Origin of the sequence: Methylobacterium aquaticum (assembly GCF_001043915.1) — a bacterium.
In the GTDB taxonomy this organism is placed as follows: domain Bacteria; phylum Pseudomonadota; class Alphaproteobacteria; order Rhizobiales; family Beijerinckiaceae; genus Methylobacterium; species Methylobacterium aquaticum.
Genome location: NZ_LABX01000258.1, coordinates 1 through 3,554 on the forward strand (window position 1 = coordinate 1; position 3,554 = coordinate 3,554).

A 3,554-nucleotide genomic window follows, 5' to 3' on the forward strand; every position below is an offset into this window, starting at 1 on the left:
ATCTCGTAGAGCGGCGGGCGCACGGCGGTGACCTGGAAGCCCAGGCGCTCGTACAGGCTCCTCCCGTCGATGGCGCCGGCCATCGGGGTCGAGAGGGTGATCGGCAGGCGCTGCTGCTCGGCCGCCATCTGGAGGCTGCGCACCAGGCCGGTGCCGATGCCCTTGCCGCGGGCCGCCGCGACGATCGCCAGCTCGGAGATGCGCCAGTCCCGGACGCCGAGATCGATGGCGAGGCGCCCCACTGCCTGGCCCGTGCGCTCGACGATGAAGTCCAGGTGCTCGGGATACGCCGTCTCGAGCCCGGCCCGCAGGGCCTTGAACTGCTGCTCGTAGAGCGCGTGCAGGACGTCGCGGTCGTCCGCGGCCCAGGAGAGCCAGGGGCGGGACTCGACGAAGAGCTGGAGCAGGAAGTCCTGGTCCGCCGGGCGGGGCGCGCGCAGCCCCAAGCCTCCGAGCAGCGGGATGGAGCCGGCATAAGCGACCATGCGGCGGATGTCCTGTCGGTGGGGGGGACGGGGAAGGGCGGCCCCGCAGCGGTGCGGGGAGCGGGCCTCGGCGGAAGGCCGCCCGCCGTCGCTCAGGAGAAGACGGCCTGGTAGGCGGCCGTGCCCGGCGGGAGGCCGAGGGGCAGGATGCGCTCGACGTAGAGCGGCCCGAACTCGCCGAGCGTGCCATGCGCCAGCACGCCGTGGCCGCCCCGATAGGCGCCGGCCGTCTCAACCGGGCAGGTGAAGACCAGCCCGAACGCCGTGCGGGCGCTGCCCGGCATGGTCGCCCGGGGATGCTCGTCGCACCGCGCCAGCGTCGCCGTCAGGGTGGGGCCGTCCTGATCGTGAAAGGTGAACGGTTCCCCCAGGGCGGGGGGCGAAGACCCCGGCGGACAGGGTGCGGAGCGGGTCGGTCATCAGTTCGGCCGCATCGGGTAGAGGCCCATCATCGTGATGATGAAGTTCAGCGCCATCGACGGCTGGAGGGTGTTGAAGGGGGTGCCGCCGGTGTTCGGGCCGACCGTCACGGCGCCGCCAGTCACCGTGTTGACGGAGACGGTCTGCTGCGGGATCGCGGGGTTGCCCGACAGCGTGGCCGATGCGTCGTTGAGGGCCGTCATGGTGGCGGGGGCCGCCGGCGGATAGGCGGTGTAGAGTTTCACCGTCGCTGTCCCGGCTGCCAGCACGGTCCCGGTCCCCGGGGCGGCGTTGCTGGCGCTGCTCGCGACGTTCACCGTCACCTTCTGGGAGCCGGTCACCGCCGGGAGGGTGATGTTCTGGCTGCCCATGGTCGGCGCGAACGTCGCCGGGTGGGTGTGGGCCGGCAGGTTGGCGGCTGCCAGCGTCGTGGTCTCGCTGCCGTAGACCTGGCTGACGACGTACCGGCTGCCCGGGTTGGTCGGGGATTGGCCCGCGCCGATGGCCGTGCGGCCCGACAGGTTCGGCAGGCCGAACGTCGTTCTGCCGTCGCCGCCATAGCGGTTGCCGATCAGCGAGAACACGGCCTGATACTGCGACATTTGCAAGACCTGCCCTTGACAGGACAGCCAACCGTCCGGCGCCCAATCGAACGGCACCATGAAGATCATGCTCGTCATTGCTTCCATGGGTTCAATCCCTTCGACCGATTGTGCTGTGCAACACGGAAAAACGGATCGAGTCGCCTTCGATCTCTGATTCGCGCGGCGCTAAAACTGGTAGACGACGATGACGACTCTCTGCAAGTGAATCATTTGGAAAACGGATTCTGAGCGATGCGTCGTAAGGATCTAGAAATTTGCCGACAACATTATGAGATTTTGTAAGATTATCTATGTGTTATGGCTGGCTCTTAAGGTTCTGAGCTATCGATCCTGCTGCATTGTTGAGCGGCCGTCAGGGCGTGATCTGTCAAAGGCGGCTTGAATTGGCGGGTTATGTTGCGTGGCGATCGAAATATAACATGACATATTGCGGCCTTCCGTTGCTCGTATCCGGTGTAAAAACACCAAAACGGACGAAAATCTTCGATGACGTGTGGGAATATTTTTTGAAATTTATCAAAATACACTAGGAAATTTGAAAATTGCCGCATATATCAAGATTTTTATAGCACATCTGATAACAAAAATACAAAATATCATATTATGCCGTCGGGGCGTTGATATGGCGAAAATGACACTTTTGGAGGATTTGATCGGGAATGGCGGCGGGAATCTGTTTTTATGCCTTCCGTTACGGGCTGACCACGGGCATTTTTCCCCGCAGATCGACGCGCCGCACGGCTATGCGGCCTGATCCGACAAGATCCGGCCGGAACGTCAAGGAATTTGGGGTATCGTTATGGTCCAGAGGGTGATTACATTCACAGGAACGACTAATAATGATCAAAATGTCATCAATTTTTTTCTACGGAAATTCAGTTAATCAATCAAATTATATTGGTAATACGTTCGGTATATATGGAGATGTCAATACCGCATTCGGCGCGCCATATCCCTTTCAGTTCCAATATATTACGGATGATACGACCGATTCCGGAAGAGATTCTACTACGCGATTTACGGCATATGACTTTGCCGACAAGGTCACATTCGGCGATACAGTCAATGACGCGACCGGGACCACGGCGCCGGCGCCCAACTCCAACAACAGCCTCACGGTGACCCGGGTAGATTTGTCAGGCGGTCCGACGGGCGCCACCGGTCCCACAGGTCCGGCTGGTTCTGGTGCGACCGGTCCGACGGGCGCGACCGGTCCCACGGGTCCGACTGGCACGGGCGCGACGGGGGCGACCGGTCCCACGGGTGCGACCGGCTCTGGCGCGACGGGCGCGACCGGTCCGACGGGCGCGACTGGTCCCACAGGTCCGACTGGTTCTGGTGCGACCGGTCCGACGGGCGCGACCGGTCCCACGGGTCCGACTGGCGTGGGTGTGACGGGCGCGACCGGTCCCACGGGTCCGACCGGCTCTGGCGCGACGGGCCCGACCGGTCCCACGGGTCCGACCGGCTCTGGCGCGACGGGTGCGACTGGTCCGACGGGCGCGACCGGTCTGACGGGTGCGACCGGTCCCACGGGTCCGACCGGCTCTGGCGCGACGGGTGCGACTGGTCCAACGGGCGCGACCGGTCTGACGGGTGCGACCGGTCCCACGGGTCCGACCGGTTCTGGCGCGACGGGTGCGACTGGTCCGACGGGCGCGACCGGTCCCACGGGTCCGACCGGTTCTGGCGCGACGGGCGCGACCGGTCCCACGGGACCGACCGGCGCAGGGACTACCGGCGCGATGGGCCCCACTGGCCCGACCGGTGTCACAGGTCCGGCCGGCGCGACGGGGCCGCAGGGCGATACGGGTCCTCAGGGCCTGAACGGCCCCCAGGGTGATACGGGTGCGACCGGCGCTTCCGGCTCCACGGGTGCGACCGGTCCTGCCGGCTCCACGGGTGCGACCGGCGCTTCCGGCTCCACGGGTGCGACCGGTCCTGCCGGCTCCACGGGGCCAACCGGTGCCGGCTCCACGGGTGCGACCGGTCCCGCGGGCGCGACCGGCCCGACCGGTCCGGAGGGACCGACTGGCCCCACCGG

The 3,554-nt window shown here is 65.5% G+C and carries 3 protein-coding genes; all 3 read right to left on the bottom strand.

The genetic code is table 11. From position 1 onward, the window contains the following. On the bottom strand, positions 1-485 hold a 485-nt coding region (locus tag VP06_RS28180; protein ID WP_048467125.1), incomplete at its 3' end, for a GNAT family N-acetyltransferase. A gap of 92 nt (positions 486-577) precedes the next feature. Continuing rightward, the gene (locus tag VP06_RS28185; RefSeq protein WP_425350960.1) at positions 578-856 is read right to left on the bottom strand and encodes a DUF6916 family protein; all 279 of its coding nucleotides are present in this window, start codon (positions 854-856) and stop codon (positions 578-580) included. A gap of 48 nt (positions 857-904) precedes the next feature. Next, entirely contained in the window at positions 905-1,594 is a 690-nt protein-coding gene (locus tag VP06_RS28190; RefSeq protein WP_082167671.1) for a phage tail protein, read from the bottom strand. Between the last annotated feature and the right edge of the window lie 1,960 nt (positions 1,595-3,554).

Bases quoted from the DNA above. Each gene is read 5' to 3' on its own strand.
- VP06_RS28190 (WP_082167671.1), bottom strand. From the start codon at position 1,594: ATGGAAGCAATGACGAGCATGATCTTCATGGTGCCGTTCGATTGGGCG.